A 19964-nucleotide genomic window follows, 5' to 3' on the forward strand; every position below is an offset into this window, starting at 1 on the left:
AAGTAGCAATGCTACTTCTTTTTAATTTACTTCTTTGTCACTTGTTTCAGGACTTGTAGTTGTTGAATGTGAACTTGATTCTTCACTTGTTTGTTCAGTGCTAGTTTCGGCAGGCTTGACTTTAGATTGAAACTCTTGGTTTAATAAAACAATTTCTTGAGCAAGAGCTAGAAGAGCTTGCTTATCTTTGCTTGCTGCACTTAGTTTATCAAACAGGGCATCTACTTTATCAAAGTCCGCATCAGAACCATTATTCATTTCCAAATAAGTATGGAGAGCAATGATACCGTTATAGAGTTTTTGGTAAAGAACTAAAACCTCTGGGTCTTGTTTCGAATTATCACGTTCATTTTGGATTGTTAGTGAAATACGTTTCAAAAGATCTTGAACCTGTGTATTTAATTCATCAAGGTCTGCGTCTTCTTTCTCCAAAGCAGCCTTCAGATTTTTCACTTCGTCAGAGAGTGAAGCTTTAACCCCCTCCTCATTGACTTGATTCACTAATTCTTCAGCTTTTGTTAGTAACTCTTCTACTTGCCCTTTTAAGACATGGTTACTTTGTTCCTCAGGTTTAAGATCATCATACAAACCTTTCAAGAACTCATAGACTGCAGTTTTAGCACTATGGCCATCCACTTTTTCTGTATCTAAGATTGTTTCAGAAGCCTTGCTTGCAACCGGCTCATTTTTCAGTGCTTCTTCTACTTCCAGTTTTGTTTGGTAGATTTCCGGGAAGAGTTTGTTCAAGTCAGTCGCCTTAAGGAAGGATTGTGATTGATAAAGTGTCCAAGTTAAGTTCGCAACTTTATTTCTAAGAGTGTCATTTAAGTGATTATCAGATAAATGTTGATAGAAATACTTAATGTACTCGACTGTTGTAACTCCAGTACGATCATTGAAGTCCTGCAAGGCTTCTAGTTTAGCTTCAACTGCATCTAAACCTGCTTCATCTTGGGCTAGTTTATTTTCTTGAAGCTGAGTTAATAAATCCTTCTTAGGAAGTCCATAAGCATCTGTGTCTAAGGTATTAATCTTATCTACTAAAGCTTGATATTTCTTGTCTAAAGGACTGATTTCTGTTGGTTTGACACTTGAGTCAATGTGAATATACTGTTTATCAAACAAATCCAAAGCTGCCAAGTATCCTGCAGTTGAGTTGGTTGAGAGCTTCTTCATATTCTCAGAAAATTGTCCCAAGGCAAGCTCAATTTGTCTTTGTAAAATTGGTTTATCTTTATAGACTTCACGACTTTCTGCTAGAAGTTGATCAATCTTATTTTGAACAGTAGCTTCATCAAAGGCTCCTGGTTGGTAGTTAGATTGCAAGGCAGGAATCTTGTGTTTCAAAGCCACTTCATAGCCTTTAGTTTGCACTTTGATGTAGTGATTATGATCACCGTGAGGAATGACGAAGCTACCATTTTCAACCTGCAAACTATAAGGAGAAACGCCATCACGTAAAGCAGTTGTATAGAGTTCGTTTAGGAAATCAAGCTCTGCATCACCTGTTTGGAGAGGAATACGAACGTGTTCCTTTCGAACTGCATAAGGGTGAATGTGAGTTGGGTCATAAGCCTGGTCTGGATTTCCAAATACAAAGAATCCATTTGAAATTCGGATCGCTTCAAGCGGAACACCATAGGTTTTAGAGATATAAGCTATCTTTTCTTCATCGCTGGCATCTCGAGAGAAACTTTCAACCGTCTTGGCAAGAGGTTTTACAGACTCAGTTTTATGACTGTTTAAATGTTCTTGAGCAGCTTTAATCTGATCTTTTGTTAAATCTTTTTTAAAGAAATAGTGGTTGTGATCTCCATGAGAAACGACAAATCCTTTTTCATCTTCACTTATCACTCGATCTGCTGCAAAGCCATGATCGTGCTCTTCCTCATGATGGTGTTCTTCTGGTTTACTACTGTGGTTATCTGGGCTAGTTTCTGATTGTTTATTTCCGTACAAGTGATCCTGCGCGGCCTTGATTTGATCAGGGGATAAATCTTTTTTAAAGAAGTAATGATTGTGATCTCCATGAGAAACGACAAATCCTTTTTCATCTTCACTTATCACTCGATCAACTGCAAAGCCATGATCGTGCTCTTCCTCGTGATGGTCTCCATGGTTATCATGATGGTGTTCTTCTGGTTTACTACTGTGGTTATCTGGGCTAGTTTCTGAATGTTTATTTCCGTATAAGTGATCTTGAGCAGCCTTGATTTGATCAGGTGATAAATCTTTTTTAAAGAAGTAATGATTGTGGTCTACATGTGAAACTACGAAACCTTGGTCGTCCTCGCTAATCACTCGATCAATAGCAAAGCCATGATCGTGGTCTTCACCGTGTCGATGATTAGCATGATCGTGGTCATGGTCTTCTTCGTGTTGATGATCAACATCTTCGTGGCCATGGTCGTGATCATGATCTTCGTTTGGTTTACTTGGAGTTTCTACAGGATTTGATGGTGTTACTAGACCTGAAAGTGGTATCAAGCGTGCAATCTTTTGTTCCAAAGCAGATAAACTACTATAAGGGATGAAATGGTAATGATTTCCATGAGGGATAGCAACTCCATTAGGCGTACGACTGGTAATTTTAGCCGGGTCAAATACCAAACCATCAGATTCTTTATAGCGTTGACTAACTGGTAAAGCGTAAAGTTGTTCAAGAAGTTTTTGAAGATTATTTTCTTCTTGTACTGGATTGCTTGTAGCCGGTTTCTCTACTTGATGACTTGGTTCAACACTTGGAATCGGTTTGTAGTCTGTTAGACTTTGTTGACTTCCTCTTCCAGCAAGGTAAGCTTGAGCGGCAGCCAATTCACTTGAAGATAGAGCACTCTTAGGAACGTAATGATAATGGCCACCATGAGGAACGATATAAGCGTCACCTGTATCTTCAATAATATCTGCAACATTAAAGACGTAACCGTCATCAGTTGTATATCGACCTTGTGCTCTGGCAGCAATAACTTCATTACTTGTACTACTATCTGATGTGTGTTCTTGTTTTTGTTTCTCGATTTGGTCTTTGGTACGAATATTATCTGCGTGACTAGCATCTTTAAGATAGACATAATATTTGCCATCCACCTTGATGATATAGCCACCTTTAATCTCATTAACAATATCTCCATCACTTAGTTGATAGTTTGGATCTTTCATGACCAATTCTTCACTAAAGATGGCATCAAAAGGCACCTTACCATTGTAGAAATGGAAATGGTCACCGTGGGAAGTCACATAGCCTTGATCTGTAATCTTAGTAACAATCTGTTCAGCTTCTATTCCTTCTTTTTGGTTAACTTGATCAGGTGTCAGATTTTCATTCTTTTTAGCATCAGACTCTTTCCCATCAACATAGGATACACGGTTAGTTTCTTTGTTCTCAGGCGCTTGATGTTGATTTAAAGCGTAAGCGCAGACACTTAATGCAAGGACCACTGCAGATCCTGCTAAATATTTTTTATTAATTTTCATAAACTCCTCATTTCAATTCTTCAGCTAAAATAGCTATATTGTCTTCTAAATTTTCCAAGTAGGACTTATCATTTTGTGGGTCGGCCTCTAAAGGATTGAGTGTTTTAAGGCTCACACCTGTTGATTTGACAAGTGTATCAGCAACTTTAGACGAAGCATTGCTCTCTGTAAAGATAGTTTTGACCTTATAATTTTTTACAAATTCTTGAATTTCGGTTAACTGTCTCGGGCTTGGTTCTTGGTCTGGTGAAATACCAGCTATTCCAAGTTGATTTAATCCAAAGCGTTTAGCTAAATATGAAAAAGCTGTGTGTTGAGTTACAAAATTTCTTTGATTGACTTTTTCAAAAATGGGTTGGTATTTCTTGGTCAAATCATGAGCTTTGGCACTAAAACTTTGTGCGTTTTTCTGATAAGTATCCTTGTTAGCACTGTCTAGTTCGGATAACTTATCAGCGATAATCTGGGCTTCTTCAGCAACCTTTTCAGGATCAAGCCAAGTATGAGGATCATACAAGGTCTTCTCATCAATCCCTTCTCCAGCTTTCATATCCTCTAATCCAGGCACGCGCTCCAAGGTCATACCTTCAGATGCTTCTAAGACCTTTACCTTAGACTTTTGCAGGCTTGGATCCAAACTTCCCGCCCATGACTCCAAGGTATGAGAATGATAAACGAAAACATCTGCATCATAAATGGCTGCAATGTCATTCGCAGAAGGTTCAAATGAATGGATACCTGAACTCGACTGTATCATCCGAACATCATTTAGGTCACCAGAAATTTCTTTGACCATAGCATAGACAGGATAAAAACTAGTCACAATCTTCATTCCCTTAGTTTCATTACGATTGTCTTGACTAGTCTTTTGTCCACATGCTCCTAAAACGAGAACAAAGAAGGCCAGCATGAGCCCTAGGATACTTCTTTTTTTCATAACAACTCCTTAACTAGTATTTAACCATTTAATTAACTAGTAAATAGTTTATCTTTTTTTATTTATTAAGTCAAGACTTTTTGTTGTAAAAATAAAATCATTGTTTTAGAACTCCTTGATTCATTTTTTAAGACAGCAAATTTCAGTTTTTTAACAAATAAAAGGACATTATTCAATCAAAAATCGAACAATATCCTTTCGAGTACATTATAATTAATAAAAATATTTTAAGGCTTTACTTGTTTTAGTGTCTTAATGTCATACATCACTAATTCACCATTTTTATTGTAAAACTGAACACCTTCTGGCTGAAAAATTAGAAACTTAGGATCGATTTGTGCAATTTTTGCTAACTTTTCTATATGTTCATTTAAAGTTACTTTATCCAATCCGTAGTCTGGTAAATCATCGTCACTTTCTTCTTTGGGGTTTTCTTTATCTTCAACCTTGTTTTCTGAAGGAATTTCGTTGGTTGTACCAGTCTCATTTACGCCTGTATTATTCTTCGGTTGCTCCTCAGTTTTATCTACACCAGTCTTATTTTTATCACTATTTTCAGTATTGTTTGAATCAGGTTTTAATTCTTCATTATTATTCGTAAACGTCCCATTTTGGGATTCTTTTTCTTTTATTCTTTTTTCTATTAAGTCTTGTGCTTGTTTCCATTCTACTTCTGATAAGTCGGATTTAGTGATACTTCTCAATGAACCACCTCCCGCTCTTGGAATACTGAATGATTTGTCTTCCCATACAAAAGTTTCTTTTGCCAATACATCTTTCGGATCAAAAATATAACCATCTGGAGTTGCAAAACGACCTTCTGCAAGAGCTTTCTGAACTTCTTCAGCAGAATGGATAATTTGCCAATTCTGCATTACAGCACGTTTTTCAAGAGGAGTCACATTAGCAATAACGGAACCTGAGTCCTCGTGACCCGGCTTAGACCAAACTTCAGGACGAACCTCAGGGTGTTGCATGACATATTTAATAGTCGCAATTTGATCAGGCTCTAACCATGAGTAAGGAACAACGTGAATATGATCAATGTGTGGAATAATGAATGAACTTCCAGTATCATAAGTAGTATTTGCTGCATGCATCGGCAAACTTGAGACATCTACAGCTAATCTTGGTTTAATCCCTGTGTCTACTATATCATAGCGATAATGATCTCGATCCTTCAGCATGAGTTCTTGCTCAGAAAAAGCAATTTGAGTAAGATCAAGTTCGTCTCGAGAATAGAAGTATTCTTTTCCGTTTTCTTTAAGAACATAACCAACTTTACCATCTTTGGTAACTTTACTAGTCACTCTTTTTGAATCAAATTTTGGTTTTTCTACGTTATTCATTTTCTCTGAAGGAATAATACTATCATTAGCTTGACCTTTTTCCTTCATCCACTTGCTAACTTCATCTAATTCAAATTGTTCTAACTCTCCAAATCCCACATAATGGAAATGATTACCATGTCTCGCTATAATGCCTGATTTATCAACTGAATAGATAGAATCTTTACTGAATACATATCCATCACTAGTATCGTATGGTTTGCCATCCAGACCCTTACCATAAGCTTTAATTGAATTTCCTAAAAACGTATGCTCAACTGTACTGTTTGTTGGCTTTTGGGCATTTACTGGCTTGTTGTTTCCATTATTTTGTCCTTTTACTGGAATAATCCGTGCAATCTTTTCTTCCAAAGCTGACATTTGACTATAAGGGATAAAATGATAGTGATCCCCATGTGGTACTGCTACCCCATTTGCTGTTCTTTTCGTGATTTGGGCAGGGTCAAAGAGCAAACCATCGGATTCCACATGACGTTGTTGGATAGGCAAAGAGTAGAGTTCTTGAAGAAGACTGTTCAAATCCTCAACTTTTCCTGGCTTATAGCTGGAAGTACTAGGTTGTCTTTGAATTGATGGCGTGTCAGTATTTAAAATGCTTGGGTGAGTTGTTGGATTAGGAACATAAGTCGGTTGAGTAACCAGCTTATAATCTTTCCCAGCTAAGAAGACCTGAGCAGCAGCTAGTTCGCTAGCTGATAAATCACTTTTTGGAATATAATGAAAGTGATTGCCATGTGGAACGATGTAAGCATCACCCGTGTCCTCAATAATATCACTAGCATTAAAAATATAACCATCATCCGTCGTATAACGTCCCTGAGTTCTTGCTACAGCGACTTCATTACTAACCTTTACTCCGCCACCATGTCCATGTTCCTGCTTCTGACGATTAATCTCATCCTTACTACGAATATTTTCGGAATGTGAAGCATCTTTGAGGTATACATAATAGCGACCATCAACCTTAATGACATAGCCACCCTTGACTTCGTTGACAATATCCTCATTTCGAAGTTGATAATTCGAATCTTTCATCAAGAGTTCTTCACTAATAATAGCGTCATAAGGAACCTTACCATTAAAGTAATGATAATGGTCTCCATGTGAAGTTACGTAGCCTTGATCGGTAATCTTAACGACTATCTGTTCTGCATTGATTCCTTCTCGCTGACTCACCTCATCTGGCGTCAAATTTTCAGTCTTAGTACTAGCCTGATTTCCATCTATATAAGCCACACGATTAGACTCTTTGCCAGTCTGTACTGCTTGGTAACGCCCTAATTCATAACTTGAAAGGCTTAAGGCTAAAAGAGCTACGGAACCAAGAACATATTTTTTATTGATTTTCATCTAAACACACTTTCTATTTTCACTACTAAATATAAGATTTAGGCAACATTATAAGTTCTGTGTTATTAACCAGTTAAGTTTATAAATAGAAATATTTATAAAAACAATTTATATGTTCTAATCCTTTTTATAGGTTCCTAGTATTGTTTAGTCAGATATATTGGATTTATAAACTTAACCATTTAATTAACCAGTAAATATTCTACTCCTTAACATTTAAGATGTCAAGTTATAAATTCACTTTTTTCCAAAATTTTACCCAAAAGAAAAAGCACCCTAAAAGATGCTTTCTTATAAACTACCAATGTTGATCTCAGGAAATTTTTTTGGAAGGAGATTCCAGAATTCTTCTAATTGTTCTTCTACTCTATTAGTATTTCGAATAGTTAAGCTATATTTCTTAGAACTATCTTTTCGAGTATATACAAACTGATAAACTTTTGTAAAACGGCTATAACTTGTACGTACTAAATAGATCCTCCACACATCTCTAAGATCTATAGCTTGTGTCCCTTTGTAATAAGTAATGAGATGGTTTTTATACAAAATAACTTTCAAGTTCTGATCGTAAAATTCAGCTTGAGTATCAAGCAGCTCAAGATTTCCTTCTAATTCAGGGTACAGACGATACAGCTCTTTGAATGAATCAACTGTTTTCTTTCGTATGATAAAGGCTGCGATTAAAGTCATTAGCCCCATGCCGGAAAAAATCACAATACCAAAAATATAGCTCAGGCTGTCTCGTGAATATTCACTGAGACTGAGATAAATTCTTGTATTCATATTACGAGCGACAACCGATTTAGCAGGAAGAATAGAGCTAATAAATTCATCAAGATTGATAATCTTAGTGTTCTTCGAAGTATTGACAAAATTGGTATCAGTGAGGGGTTCTAACTGTATACCTGTTAGAGTTGCAGGATTATCAGCAAGACTGTCTGTGTTCTCAAGAAGTTTATTAATTGACTCATCTTTAACTTTAGACTCAACTACAGCAAACTTTCCTTCACCTTCCTTGCTATATTGCACAATATAAACAACAGTTCCACCATCAACTTCACCGACAGGTTCTGGATAGATTCCGTAGACTGACATAGTAACTTCTTTTCCAGTATCAGTCGCATCTGCAAACCTCTCTGTAGGCTTCTTGTGCATTTGACCTAAGAATCCTGAAATAGAAGCAATCGCAAAGAATACTAGCGAAAGCATCAGTACAGAAATAAAACCCTTATTTCTTTTTTCTTTAAACATCATAATCTCCCTTAATCTCTTATTAGAATTATACCAGACTTAAGTTTATATCTCATCTCTTATTCTAGTTTTTCTAAGATTTTAACAAAAAAAAAGCTCGAATTTTCATTCGAACTTCATTTTTATTTTCTTGCAGCTTTTTCATCTTCTTCGAGTTGTTTGACCAGTTGTTCAATGCCGTCAAATTTCACCATATCTCGGATACGATCTAACCAATAGACGGTCACTGTTTCGCCATAAATATCTTCATCAAAATCAAAGATATTCACTTCAAAACGCTCTTCCTCTCCATCAAAAGTTACGTTCTTCCCGACACTAGCCATTCCTCGATAGAGTTTTCTCTTGATTTCGATATCAACGGTATAGACACCATCTGCCGGCATATAAGTACGATCCAAGAGCACCAGATTGGCAGTTGGATAACCGATTGTTCGACCACGAGCATTGCCGTGTACGACTATTCCTCTTGTAGGAAGTGGACTTCCAAGCAGCTGACCTGCTTCTTTCACATTCCCTTCAAGGATAGCTTGTCGAATACGTGTAGAGCTAATCTTTCCTTTTTCATCTTCTACAGCAGGAACTACAACTACTTCTCCATCAAAGATTTCTTTTAAATCTTCTGCTGATTTTCTATCAGAACCTAAACTATAGTCAAATCCAACTACGATGGTATCTGCTTTAACTTCTTTGACAAAAGTATCTACAAACTCTTGAGCTGTCATATTAGCGATACGACTTGAGAAGTCCATTAAATAAAGATTTTCAACACCAGCACGTTTAAACTTTCGTTCACGTTCTTCTGCATTCAGGATATGAAGTAAATTTTCTGGTGAATAGGGTTTTAAGGTTAATTTTGGTGATTCATGAAAGGTAATTAAAGCAACACTCAATCTCTTCTTTGCAGCAATTTCACCAGCAATACTAAATAATTTTTGATGTCCAAGGTGGATACCATCAAAATATCCTAAAACAAGGACTGTTGGTCCTGGTGTTGCAATGTCTTTTTCAGTTTTTATAGGTATTGTTACAATCATAGTCATATTATACCAAAAAGAAGAAGGCATTCAAAATATTACGAATTTAAAAAACTATAAGCTACTTTTTACTTCTTTTCTCAATTGCTCCAGAGTTTCGATATTATATTTGTCCATGACTTTTGGTAGGTTATCAATGATATCAGGACAGGCATAAGGATTGGTAAAGTTTGCTGTACCGACTCCTATTGCTGACGCACCCGCCAAATACATTTCTATAGCGGATTCAGCTGAATCAACTCCTCCCATACCAATGATTGGAAGATTAGTTGTTTGAGCTACTTGACGTATTAGTTTAAGAGCTACCGGAAAGACTGCAGGACCAGACATTCCACCAGTACCATTGGCAATGATTGGTTTTCTAGTTTTGAGATCAAAGCGCATACCAACAAGGGTATTGATCATAGTGAGACCACTAGCACCAGCATCTTCTACTGCTTTTGCAATAGTCACGATATCCGTCACACTAGGCGTTAATTTTACATAGACAGGAACTGATGATGCCCCTACGGCTGCTTTTACCACATCATAAGCTAAATCTGGGTCTTGCCCAATCAAAAGTCCGTGATTCCCATGATCGACGTTTGGACAAGAAATATTGAGCTCAATGGCTTTCACGTTAGGTGCCTTGGAAATACCACTAGAAACTGCTGCGTATTCTTGCTTTGAGAATCCAGCAACATTGGCAATGATTGGAAGATTCGGATATTCCCTTTGCAACCAAGGTAACTTTTCAGAGAGTACGACATCTAAACCAGGATTTTGTAGACCAATGGCATTCAGCATACCAGCAGGTGTTTCAGCCACTCGAGGAGTTGGATTACCAAAACGTGGTTCAAGGGTTGTAGCCTTAATCATGATAGAGCCCAAGAGATCCAAATCATAATATTTGGCATACTCTTGTCCGAAACCAAAACAGCCTGAAGCAGGAATGATAGGATTCTTTAATTCTAAGCCTGGTAGAGAAACTTGTAATCGATTTGTAGTCATGACACTCTCCTTATAAAACAACAGTTCCTGTTTTAAATACAGGCCCATCTTCACACACACGTTGACTAACTGTTTCACTATCTGGTACTTTCAATACGCAAGCGTAGCAAGCCCCCATGCCACAAGCCATACGAGATTCTAGGGATAGGTAAGCTCTGGGATGGTCATGGAAGGTTTGATTGATATATTTCATCATACCAGGTGCACCGCAAGAGTAGATGGCATCAAATTCTGTGTCAAATTCATTAATCACTACTGATACATTTCCTTTAATACCATAAGATCCATCATCAGTCGTTACAAAAACCTGACTAAATCTGGATAATTCATCATCCAAAATAACAGCTTCTTTAGTAGCGAATCCTAAAACAGTTGTTATTTCAACACCACGCTCATTCAGTTGTTTAGCTACTTCGAGTAAGGGCGGCACTCCGATTCCACCACCAACTATAAGAACATGATTCTGCTTGTCTAAATCAGATAAATCAAAGCCATTTCCTTGAGGGCCCATAACATCTATGCTATCACCTGTTTTTAATCTTGAAAAGATTGCTGTCCCTGCTCCTTCAACTCGATAGATAAGTCTGCATTGCTTAGCCGCCTTATCTATTGATGAAATCGAAATTGGACGACGTAAGAGATGGGCATCATCAGGTACACGCAAATGAAGAAATTGGCCCGCTTTCATAGCTTCGACCATTTCTCCTTCAAGTACAAGCTCAAAGATTGCTGGCGCGATTTCCTCCTGAGATACAACTCTCATAACTTCCAAGCGAATGGCACCCATTCGTTTTTTACAATTTGGATTCATAACCTTTCCTCCTTAAATTTTAAGGGGATCAGATAAAGAAAAACCTTGCACTTGCAAGGTTTCAGTTAAGATATTTACACAAAAGTAGCAAATAAGCACTTGCTTACTTGTTTCCATTGTAGCTTCTTTTCTCTGACACCTTGTGAGTCTCTCTGGACTGCCCTTAAAGGTTAAATTTTCACTAGTATACTGTATCAAACATAAAAAGTCAAGTAAAAATAGGTAAGGTATCAGTTCATAAAAGTCGCTTATTTTTGTGAAGAAAGAATCTTTTCTAATTTTTGATAATCTTTTACACTGTCGATTTCATAGATAGAGTTTTCTTCCAACTCTTCAACATATACATCTAGTTCTTTGATATTATCTTTGACCATGTTATCCCAATAGAGGTCCACAAACTCGCCACTTGCATATGCCTTGTCAATAAATCCAACAATTTTCTCAGCTGTTGGAGCATCCCAGAATGATACACCACTCAAGATGCGTCCATTTTTGCTATCTACAATGATATCTTGAACTTTGTAATCATCTCCGTAAACTAGAAACCACTCATTATCACAATCTTCACGATAAACACTGAAATAAGTTGAACGTTCGATATCATTACGGAACATATTTTTGAAAAGATAGTTATCCGCATCGATAACATAGCTGTTGGCCAAATCTTCTTTTACCAGGTAAAGAGAGTAAAAGTTATTGTAATCAGCATACTTATCATTGAAGACTAAACGTACACCGTACTTTTCTTTAAGATAGTCGAATTGCTCTTTTAAATAACCAACAACGATGATAATGTCATCAATTCCACGTTCTTTCAAAAATTCGATTTGATATTCAAATAAAGGTTTTTCTTTAACCTTGACCAAGGCTTTGGTAGTAATTTTGGTCATGGGTCTCAAACGAGTTCCCAATCCGGCTGCTAAAATAATCGCTTTCACTCGTTTTCTCCTTTATTCTTTAATAATAATATAAACACCAGCCATTACGATAAGGGAAGTAATAATGGTCAGTAAATTAAGGGGCGAGCCCAAGAAAATCGCTGCAATGATTAAAAAATACCAAACACTGTATTTTTTGAAATTTTGTTCTTTAAAAAGAAAAAGGCAAGCAAGACTGAAACAGCAGGATAAATAGCTGAAATCGATGATGCCAAAGAACTACCAATATACTTGACTGCATAGAGATTGGCCTGCATGCCAATCGGCCCAGCTAATAGAGCTCCAATAATGACACTGACATTTCGAATGTTCAGGAAGATTGAAAAACGTACTTTCCCTTCTTTAACGAGTAGATATCCTAGCAGGATAAACATACTAAGAAAGTCGTGCGCTGCTGCTACTACAAAAGGTGATAAGTCAGTAAATATAGAGAAGATATATGCACTAATGGTTAGCCCTAATCCCCAAAAAATACCTGATATAAGTCCAAAGGAAACTCCATTTTTAGTTTTCATCTAAATCTCCTTCAGACTCTAATTCTTTTATAGCTCTATTGTAACGAGAGATTCCATAATCTCCGAAATCTGCACCATTTTCTTCTTTGTAAATAGTCCAAAGACTCCAAATAATGTCTTGTAAAATCTTATAGATACGAATTTTCTCTCTCGAAACAGGAGTCTTGTCATCCTCGTAATAAACTAGAAAGTCTGCCTCTTCTTCCTGTGTAAATTCAGATTCTAGAAAGAGTGCTGCAAGGTCCCACATAGGATCGTTCATGGAAGAATATTCCCAATCAGATAAAGATGTCCGTCTGGTCCTTCAATAAAGTTTTCTGGAACCAAATCAATATGACATGATTTCTTATCAACTCCGATTTTTTCAAGCTCATTTTTTAAAGAAAGAACTGATTTTCTGACAGTTTCATAGTTTGGATAAGAAATCTCCCCTTGAATCAATGATTCATATTTTTTGATTTCCTCAAAAGGAGCAAACTCTCCTTTTTATTTTTTTCCAGAAGTATGGATCGTTTGTAGAATTGGAGCAATTTTTTCAAATTTAGCTTTAATAGTATTTGAATCAAGTGTCTCAGCATTTTTAATGTATTAATTAATTTTGATACCAGCTTCAATATCAAAAAGATAATTCTCTACATCTAATTTCAAATCTTTCAACAATTCAAGATTGAACTTTTCATTCTGGCGGTCGATTAATTTATCCGTACCTTTACCGAAAAACTTAACGATGTACTGATTTGAGGATGTTTTAACCAAATAGTTTTGATTAGTCATTCCACCCGACTGTTCAACGCTCTGAATTTCTTCGTCACCAGATAATAAAGAAGCAATCTTTTCTTTAACGATTTCCTTCACAATCATCCTCCATTAGACTTCCCACTTAAATACTGTCTTAAAGGCAGTATTAAGGTCAGTTGCAAAAACTCGATGAATATCCTTAATCTCTCTTACTGGTTCTTCTAGACAAATGATATTCTTCAAACGATTGGCAAACTTCTTTATCTCCATCATTTGGATAGTATTTTCAAAGTCAACTCTTCCAGAACGAGAAGATCCAACTAATAACAAGCCTTTTTCCAATGAATCACGAGTATTGATATTAACTTTATACTCACTAACACCCATCATCAAAATGGTACCTTGTGGTTTAATGTAGCGAATCAAGTCATTAATAGCAGGTCCACATCCATCACCACCACAGCATTCGAAACCATGGTCAAAACTAAGATCCTCTGGAATGCTATCAGTAATGTAGAGCTCTTTTGCAAATGAGAATAATTCTAATTTCTCCCAATGACGTCCGATAACAATAATCTCAGCTTCAGGCAAGGTGTAGTTGATAATATTGGCCATGACAAAAGCTAAACTTCCATCACCAATGACAGCGATGCGTTGACGTCTGCTGTGAGATACCGTCATGAAACGATTCATAGCATGCATGCCAACACTGACAAACTCTGTAATGGCAGCAACTGTATCTTCGATTTCTTCGTAAGCTACCACACGATCCTTAGGCAGAGAAACGAATTCTCGCATAAACCCATCATAACCACTTGATAAGAAATATGTTCCAGTCATGTAATTTTCATAGAATTCCTCATCACTTTGCATAGGTGGTTGATTTGGAATCATAACAACCTTCTGACCAACTTTGTAAGTACCTGTTGGATCAGAAATGACTGTACCACAAGACTCGTGAATCATAGCCATTGGTAGTTTTTTCGCTAAAATTTTTGGATCACGTTTACCTTGGTAGTAACGTTGATCCGCGTGACAAACCGCCATGTAATTTGGTCGGATGAGGATATGATTCTCTTGATCAATTTCTTCTTCCTGATATTTAATATTAATAAACTTTGGTTTTGTCAGTTGATAAATTTGATTAATCATGTCTCTAGTCTTTCTCAATCATGCTTTTAGCAATCTTCAAGTCTGTAACTGTTGTAATTTTAAGGTTTGAGTATTCGCCTTTTGCCAATGCTACATCTTTACCCTTAATGACAAAGATTTTACATGCATCTGTTAAAATTTCTTTTTCTTCTGCTGATAAAGAACCATACAAATCAATAAAGTCTTTACAACGGAAGGTTTGTGGAGTCTGTCCTTGGTATAGATGAGCACGATTTGGAATATCTGTGATGAACTGACCATTTGTACTTTCAACGATGGTATCCACCGCTTCAACCACGGTATCTACCGCATCATGGTTTTTAGCGAGAGCAATGTTATCTTGAATCATTCGAAGTGTGATAAAAGGACGAACTGAGTCATGTGTGACCACGATATCATCTTCCGTAATTGGACGATAAGCATCGATAGCTTCAATAATTTTTTCAATACTAGAATTACGGTCCGCCCCACCTTTTGTGATGATGATACGGTCCTTGTGGAGTGGAAGGAATTTTTCAACTAAGTCTTCTGCGTGTGTCACCCAGTCTCCGTGAACTCCAACCACAATCTTTTCGATACTTGGCTCTAAGACAAATTTTTCAATTGTATGGATTAGGATTGGGCGATCTCCCAACTCAAGAAATTGTTTGGGTAGGTTACTAATACCCATGCGCGTGCCGGTTCCACCTGCTAAAATTCCAGCGTAAATCATATCGATTCTCCTTTAGTTTGTTCTAAAAACTCATTCCTTACTATTATATCATAATCTAGCGTTATCTTGAAATAAATACTAGTTCTCTCCATTTAGAAACTGATGGCGAGAGCACTTTAGGTTTTGAACATTAAAAAATTTAATCCTTGCATTCTTATTTCTCGATTAAAATAGAGTTCTTCAGAATAATATAGAAAGCTTAAAGAAACCTTAAATCATTGGTTGATATGTATAGAGAACCTGAAATTTTAATTAGACTTTTCCAATTAAAATTGTTAAAATAAAATAGAAAATAAAAGAAAAGGAAGCTAACTACCGCCATGATGAATATGCAAAACATGATGCGTCAAGCTCAAAAACTTCAAAAACAAATGGAACAAAGTCAAGCTGAGCTTGCTGCTACTGAATTTGTTGGAACTTCTGCTCAAAATCTGGTAACTGCAACATTAACTGGTGATAAAAAAGTCGTTAAGATTGATTTTGATTCAGCAGTCGTAGATCCAGAAGATATTGAGACACTATCTGATATGACTGTCCAAGCACTCAATGCTGCTCTCGAGCAAATTGACGAAACTACTAAGAAGAAACTTGGTGCATTCGCAGGTAAATTACCTTTTTAATATCGTACAAAAAGAGGCTGGTTAACAGCCTCTTTTTTGATTAGAATGCAAAGAATTCAGTTGCCTTTTTTAAAAGCAAGTCTGTATACTCAGGATCTTCCTGAGCTGTTTCTAGTTCATCTTTAATCATTTTCAAGTTATCCGTTATCATGCCGTTGACACCTAAGCGGAAAGACTTATCAAATGACTCAGAACTATTGATTGTCCATACATAGAGTTTCTGCTCTGTATTCCAAAGTTTGGTTACAAAGTATTCATCCAATGTAGAGTACTCCATAGTATAACCCGTTGCATTCGTTCTCGGAAAAACAGAATTGTAAGGAAGAATAAAGTAGATTGGAATATCCTTGTCATACTGAGTTACTTTCTCAACAACATGGTAATCCAAGGATTGCATTTGATGACCATAAACCTTAATTTTTGCAGCATACTTTTCGAGAAAATGATCCATCATTTGCGGACTATCTTTGTGGCTAGTCTTAATTTCAATAAGAAGTTTCTGATGCAATTCATTTGCGCGATTCAGGTAATCATCAAAACTCGAAATCTTCGTCGTATAACCATTCTCGTGTATGTCGATCTGTTGTAACTCTTCCAGAGTCAAATCCTGTGGCGTCTTATTCAAACCTGCTAATCCTCTAAGATTTGCATCGTGCATCATGACAAATTGACCATCCTTGGTTTCCTGGATATCCATTTCTATTAAATCCGGTTTTAATTGAGCAGTTTTTTCCAAGGATTGGATTGTATTTTGTACACCATTGCCATTTGATACGCCACGATGTGAAATTACAAGTGGCGGATTGACTACAGGAGCTTCTAGATAATTATATCCTTCAATTGCAAAGAAAATACTTGCGCAAACCATGACCCCCCATCTCATGATATGGTCCTTCTCCCGTCTTGGCATAATGTCAAGTTCTTCTCCTGTTAGAAAAGAAGAGAATTTAATAAGGAAATAGGTTAATGCCATATAGTGAAAATTCTTGATGAGAGCAAAGTTAATAATAGCAAGAACTAGGGATTCTTTCTGTGTTATGCTATCCACTATAAACTGAATTGATAATATAGGGATGAGAGGTAGGTAAAAGAATAGGTTTGTCTTTACAATAATTAAGAATAAATGCCAGGCATAAAACCAAAAGTTATTCTTGGTTTTTTCAAGACTATAAAGAACGGAGTCCTTAACTGACATCTTTTCGTAAAAGACTTTTGGTAATGCGAACATCAACCGAACCGAAACATAGAAGAATAAAAGCGATAAGCTAATAATAGCTACCCACCACATCCAATATTTATCTTCCATGTAAGTTTGGATAAACTCCGGAATCACTATCTTATTGAAATAATAAATCTTAAATATCTTTCTGATAAAAGGAAATAGCATTGCTACAAATAAAAAGATAAACAAAGCTTTTGAAATAGTCATCTTCTTCATAAAAGCAAGGCTTTCACGAAATACTTTTCGACTATATTCTATAAGAGTCCTTTTTTCGTGATATAGGAGGTGGCGAGCTCCAATAAAGAGAATACTAAGTTGAAAATAGGCTACCAGCAGATTGATGGCTATTAAGATTACGAAGCCTAGACTGACTATAGGTGCGTTTTTTATAATAGCAAAAATATTGTTGTAGGATATAAACAAATATCCTGTTTGACTCAATAAAAATCCAGCTATCACTGAGTTTAGTGGCAACCAAATATAGTCAACCAACATAAAAATTAAAAAGAATAGAAAGAGGATTTTATCTAGATTTAGGTAAATCTTTTTAAAACCCAATTTTTTCGGTTTTTCAGGTTTCATAAAAACTCCTAATCAAAAAGTTGTGATAAATCCAAAGCACCAAATGGATTCGAATTGAGACTAGTCTGAGAATTTAGTAAAAGTCTACTCTCATCCGACTCCAAAAAAGCTTCATAAATTCGGGCAGTCATTCGTGCATCTTCTAGACTATTATGAGATTGCCCTTTAAAACCCAGAAAGCTAGCGACGGTTTGTAATTTTAGATTAGCGATTCCATGGAGATCGGTACTGCGTCTCTCTAGGGCTTCATTATAGACGTCAACTAGATATTGATGACTATAGTCAAATCCATGCTCTAGTAGAATCGGTAAATCACTTTTGGCTGCATTATAGCCAATAAGGGGCAAGTTCCCAACGAAGGCTTGAAATTTTTGCAGGACTTCTTCTACTTTTGGTGCGCCTTTCAGAGTCTCGGAAGTAATCCCCGTCAAACCATTAATAAAACTCTTCAAAGGAACATCCGTGTATACATAAGAGTCAAATGCTCCTACTTCTTCACCTTCTTTAAAATGCACTGCTGATACTTGAATCAAATGAGTCTTATCCTGGTGTTTGTTGAATTCTAAGTCAAATGAGATATAATCTCTTACTGTTTCCATCTTATCATTCCTTATTGATTTGTAAAAAGAAACCACCTGGTCTAATTATAGAAACCAAGCAGTTTTTTCTTATTTTCCAAATAAGCGAGCAAAGAATCCTTTCTTCGATGCTTGTACTTCTTGCTTAGCTTGATCCAACTCCAGCTGAAGAGTTTCTTGATCCTTCATAGCCTGAAGGGTTAACTGTTGTTGTTGGTCCAATTGCTTATCTTTTTCAGCGATTTGGCGGTCTTTAACACGCATCTGTTCATCTTTTTCAGCCAGTTGTTTATCTTTAGCTTTCAGTTGCTCATAAAGACGGATGATTTCAGCGTTCTTTTCATCAACAAGAATCTCCATGAGCTCTCGTTGCTTAACTTCATCACTAACTGGTTCATCTTCAAAGATAGTCTTTTTGTAGATTTCTTCAAGTTTGATCAATCCACTACGGGTAACAACGGTGACACCTTTGTCGTTTTTTGTAATATCTTCTTCAGGTAATTCTTTGACACGATTATTGATTGCTTGTCGGGATAGCCCCAAGACCTCAGCAATCTCACTGACAGTCATTTCAATACTCATAATATCCTCTATTTTTCTCTAGCTTTTCTTAAATTAAATCTTATCATAAGTAATTCAAACTGTCAAATAACACTGTATTTTCAATGGTTTTTTAGGACATAAAATTTTAAAACTATTTATCTGCAAATATTTTAAAAAGATGAGAAAATCTCATCTTTGGACTAGTAGATAAAAATCATTGGTTTGTCAAATACTTAAGAGAAAACCTTTCTAGGTTTGTAAAGATGATCTCGTTTTTCCAATATAGCAAGAAGCTTCTCACCTTCAAAGCTAGCCAATTCCTTCTCAGTTTGTTCCAATTCAATAAAGCGACCAAAACGCACTTCTTCAGCCTGCTCTGGAGTCAAATAAACCTTGACTAAGTCACCTGTCCCAATCTCAATTGGATGGAGAAAGTCCAGTTGCCCAGCATCTACTTTTTGAGTAATTTCATCCAAGGTCAAAGCATTCTCTAGCTGTAACCCTGCAGCACTAGTCCGTGTCAGATGGGACATATGGGCCGCGTAACCAAGCTTCTCTCCCAAGTCGACTGACAAAGTACGGATGTAAGTCCCTTTACTGCATTTTACACGAAAAGTGAATCGTGCAAGATGCCCATCATAAGAAATCGGACTCGTTCTTTCAAAGCTATAAATCGTAACCTGACGCTCTGGACGCTCCACTTCCTGACCAGCACGCGCATACTCATAGAGCTTGCGACCATTAACCTTGACAGCAGAGTACATAGGCGGAATCTGAGTAATCGGACCAGTTAGACTAGCAATGGCTTCATCGACAAGTTTCTCATCCAGTGGAGCTAAAACAGGAGTTTCTGCAACTACCTCACCACTAGCATCCTCGGTTGTTGTTGAATATCCAAGAGTGATTTCTCCTTCATAGACTTTACCCTCGTCCTGCATAAACTCCACCATACGAGTCGCCTTACCGACGGCAATCGGCAAAACACCGACAACATCAGGGTCTAAAGTCCCTCCATGACCAATCTTCTTAGTCCCTAAAATCTTACGCAATTTAAAAACCGCATCATGCGAGCTCATCCCTGCTTCTTTCTTTAAGTTGATAATACCGTTCATGTCTTGCTTTCTATTTTCCTTTCTCATTTTTTGCTCAATTAAATCGAACTAATTAC

The 19964-nt window shown here is 36.7% G+C and carries 15 protein-coding genes and 2 pseudogenes; 1 reads left to right on the forward strand and 16 read right to left on the reverse strand.

Annotated features, from left to right (window positions below):
* Positions 1-21: 21 nt before the first annotated feature.
* From ACVAMZ_RS05115 to ACVAMZ_RS05170, 12 genes and pseudogenes are all read right to left on the reverse strand, one after another.
* Complete coding sequence (locus ACVAMZ_RS05115; RefSeq protein WP_461684207.1) at positions 22-3474, reverse strand: pneumococcal-type histidine triad protein; 3453 nt, start codon at positions 3472-3474, stop codon at positions 22-24.
* Between the two features lie 7 nt (positions 3475-3481).
* On the reverse strand, positions 3482-4411 hold the full coding sequence (locus ACVAMZ_RS05120; RefSeq protein WP_461684208.1) for a metal ABC transporter solute-binding protein, Zn/Mn family: 930 nt from the start codon (positions 4409-4411) through the stop codon (positions 3482-3484).
* Positions 4412-4638: 227 nt separating this feature from the next.
* Entirely contained in the window at positions 4639-7104 is a 2466-nt protein-coding gene (locus ACVAMZ_RS05125; protein WP_461685175.1) for a pneumococcal-type histidine triad protein, read from the reverse strand.
* Between the two features lie 297 nt (positions 7105-7401).
* Positions 7402-8361 carry a hypothetical protein gene (locus ACVAMZ_RS05130; RefSeq protein ID WP_461684209.1) on the reverse strand — a complete coding sequence of 320 codons (960 nt, stop codon included), beginning with the start codon at positions 8359-8361 and terminating at the stop codon, positions 7402-7404.
* A 122-nt stretch (positions 8362-8483) separates the two neighbouring features.
* Positions 8484-9395, reverse strand: coding sequence for a bifunctional riboflavin kinase/FAD synthetase (locus tag ACVAMZ_RS05135; RefSeq protein ID WP_247921571.1), 912 nt, complete (start codon positions 9393-9395; stop codon positions 8484-8486).
* 54 nt (positions 9396-9449) lie between these two features.
* Positions 9450-10433, reverse strand: a complete 984-nt coding sequence (locus ACVAMZ_RS05140; protein ID WP_461685176.1) for a dihydroorotate dehydrogenase — start codon at positions 10431-10433, stop codon at positions 9450-9452.
* Positions 10396-11196 (reverse strand): dihydroorotate dehydrogenase electron transfer subunit, encoded by an 801-nt coding sequence (locus ACVAMZ_RS05145; protein ID WP_461684210.1) that lies wholly within the window; start codon positions 11194-11196, stop codon positions 10396-10398. Before ACVAMZ_RS05145 ends, ACVAMZ_RS05140 begins: the two co-directional genes overlap by 38 nt.
* 248 nt (positions 11197-11444) lie before the next feature.
* The gene (locus ACVAMZ_RS05150; protein ID WP_461684211.1) at positions 11445-12134 is read right to left on the reverse strand and encodes a sugar phosphate nucleotidyltransferase; all 690 of its coding nucleotides are present in this window, start codon (positions 12132-12134) and stop codon (positions 11445-11447) included.
* 116 nt (positions 12135-12250) lie between these two features.
* Positions 12251-12649, reverse strand: a pseudogene (locus tag ACVAMZ_RS05155) (EamA family transporter); the annotation flags it as partial.
* A pseudogene (locus ACVAMZ_RS05160) lies at positions 12639-13504 on the reverse strand (choline kinase). The pseudogenes ACVAMZ_RS05160 and ACVAMZ_RS05155, both read right to left, overlap by 11 nt.
* 12 nt (positions 13505-13516) lie before the next feature.
* On the reverse strand, positions 13517-14539 hold the full coding sequence (locus tag ACVAMZ_RS05165; RefSeq protein ID WP_461684212.1) for a ribitol-5-phosphate dehydrogenase: 1023 nt from the start codon (positions 14537-14539) through the stop codon (positions 13517-13519).
* Between the two features lie 4 nt (positions 14540-14543).
* Entirely contained in the window at positions 14544-15251 is a 708-nt protein-coding gene (locus ACVAMZ_RS05170) for an IspD/TarI family cytidylyltransferase (RefSeq protein WP_461684213.1), read from the reverse strand.
* A 320-nt stretch (positions 15252-15571) separates the two neighbouring features.
* Here ACVAMZ_RS05170 and ACVAMZ_RS05175 point away from each other — a divergent pair, with 320 nt between their 5' ends.
* Positions 15572-15871 carry a YbaB/EbfC family nucleoid-associated protein gene (locus tag ACVAMZ_RS05175; protein WP_461684214.1) on the forward strand — a complete coding sequence of 100 codons (300 nt, stop codon included), beginning with the start codon at positions 15572-15574 and terminating at the stop codon, positions 15869-15871.
* Between the two features lie 40 nt (positions 15872-15911).
* Here ACVAMZ_RS05175 and ACVAMZ_RS05180 read toward each other — a convergent pair whose 3' ends face one another.
* The 4 genes from ACVAMZ_RS05180 to truB form a co-directional block, all read right to left on the reverse strand.
* The gene (locus ACVAMZ_RS05180) at positions 15912-17675 is read right to left on the reverse strand and encodes a glycerophosphoryl diester phosphodiesterase membrane domain-containing protein (protein ID WP_461684215.1); all 1764 of its coding nucleotides are present in this window, start codon (positions 17673-17675) and stop codon (positions 15912-15914) included.
* 8 nt (positions 17676-17683) lie between these two features.
* On the reverse strand, positions 17684-18274 hold the full coding sequence (locus tag ACVAMZ_RS05185; protein ID WP_461684216.1) for a 3'-5' exonuclease: 591 nt from the start codon (positions 18272-18274) through the stop codon (positions 17684-17686).
* A 69-nt stretch (positions 18275-18343) separates the two neighbouring features.
* Positions 18344-18835 carry a DUF536 domain-containing protein gene (locus ACVAMZ_RS05190; protein ID WP_004252719.1) on the reverse strand — a complete coding sequence of 164 codons (492 nt, stop codon included), beginning with the start codon at positions 18833-18835 and terminating at the stop codon, positions 18344-18346.
* A gap of 194 nt (positions 18836-19029) precedes the next feature.
* Positions 19030-19908: a tRNA pseudouridine(55) synthase TruB gene (gene truB / locus ACVAMZ_RS05195; protein WP_461685177.1), complete on the reverse strand. Its 879-nt coding sequence runs from the start codon at positions 19906-19908 to the stop codon at positions 19030-19032.
* Between the last annotated feature and the right edge of the window lie 56 nt (positions 19909-19964).

It is taken from the genome of Streptococcus sp. KHUD_017 (assembly GCF_054861245.1).

Coding starts and splice junctions, on each gene's coding strand:
- ACVAMZ_RS05115 (WP_461684207.1), bottom strand. CDS start 3,474: ATGAAAATTAATAAAAAATATTTAGCAGGATCTGCAGTGGTCCTTGCA.
- ACVAMZ_RS05120 (WP_461684208.1), bottom strand. CDS start 4,411: ATGAAAAAAAGAAGTATCCTAGGGCTCATGCTGGCCTTCTTTGTTCTC.
- ACVAMZ_RS05130 (WP_461684209.1), bottom strand. CDS start 8,361: ATGTTTAAAGAAAAAAGAAATAAGGGTTTTATTTCTGTACTGATGCTT.
- ACVAMZ_RS05135 (WP_247921571.1), bottom strand. CDS start 9,395: ATGATTGTAACAATACCTATAAAAACTGAAAAAGACATTGCAACACCA.
- ACVAMZ_RS05140 (WP_461685176.1), bottom strand. CDS start 10,433: ATGGGCCTGTATTTAAAACAGGAACTGTTGTTTTATAAGGAGAGTGTC.
- ACVAMZ_RS05145 (WP_461684210.1), bottom strand. CDS start 11,196: ATGAATCCAAATTGTAAAAAACGAATGGGTGCCATTCGCTTGGAAGTT.
- ACVAMZ_RS05165 (WP_461684212.1), bottom strand. CDS start 14,539: ATGATTAATCAAATTTATCAACTGACAAAACCAAAGTTTATTAATATT.
- ACVAMZ_RS05170 (WP_461684213.1), bottom strand. CDS start 15,251: ATGATTTACGCTGGAATTTTAGCAGGTGGAACCGGCACGCGCATGGGT.
- ACVAMZ_RS05175 (WP_461684214.1), top strand. CDS start 15,572: ATGATGAATATGCAAAACATGATGCGTCAAGCTCAAAAACTTCAAAAA.
- ACVAMZ_RS05180 (WP_461684215.1), bottom strand. CDS start 17,675: ATGAAACCTGAAAAACCGAAAAAATTGGGTTTTAAAAAGATTTACCTA.
- ACVAMZ_RS05185 (WP_461684216.1), bottom strand. CDS start 18,274: ATGGAAACAGTAAGAGATTATATCTCATTTGACTTAGAATTCAACAAA.
- ACVAMZ_RS05190 (WP_004252719.1), bottom strand. CDS start 18,835: ATGAGTATTGAAATGACTGTCAGTGAGATTGCTGAGGTCTTGGGGCTA.
- truB (WP_461685177.1), bottom strand. CDS start 19,908: ATGAACGGTATTATCAACTTAAAGAAAGAAGCAGGGATGAGCTCGCAT.